At 59.3% G+C, this 452-nt stretch carries 1 protein-coding gene; it reads right to left on the bottom strand.

Annotation, left to right across the window (positions count from 1 at the left end; genetic code table 11):
• On the bottom strand, window positions 1–196 hold a 196-nt coding region (locus tag DVK06_RS19500), incomplete at its 3' end, for a hypothetical protein (protein ID WP_233561818.1).
• Window positions 197–452: the final 256 nt, after the last annotated feature.

Genomic DNA, 452 nt, shown 5'->3' with positions numbered 1-452 from the left:
GCTCCATGCCGAGCGTTGTTGCGAGCTCGCCGACGATGGGCGGCCGCATACCGGCGTCCTGCAGTACGGCGGATATCCTTTCAAACAGGATTTGATCGGGATCGGATAGTCTTGCTCGATGGCCGCGCATGCGCAGGGCCAAGCCGTCGCGTGCGATGACTTCCTCCTTGATCTGCTGCCTGATTGCCTCGGGCACAGCCGTTTTTAATCGTTCATCAAGCGTTCTTGCAAGCGCCGGTTCGGTTAGTCCCAGACTTTCCGGTTGCGCCGCGTGCCAGTCTCGAAGTGTGTCGCATAGCTGCGTGCATAGCGCAGTCCAATAATGCTGTGCGATGCCCAGCACGGAATCGCCCTTGACGATGGTTTTGATCTGGTGTCGGTCGTGCAAGGCTTGAGCCTCATCTGGCGTCAGGTTCCACGCCTGAGCGAATCGATGCAAGTCTACGCCCGCC

Origin of the sequence: Halorubrum sp. Atlit-28R (assembly GCF_003665955.1) — an archaeon.
Taxonomy (GTDB): Archaea; Halobacteriota; Halobacteria; order Halobacteriales; family Haloferacaceae; genus Halorubrum; species Halorubrum tropicale.
The sequence above is the reverse complement of the archived record's forward strand: the minus strand, read 5'-3'. Positions and strand labels throughout refer to the sequence as shown.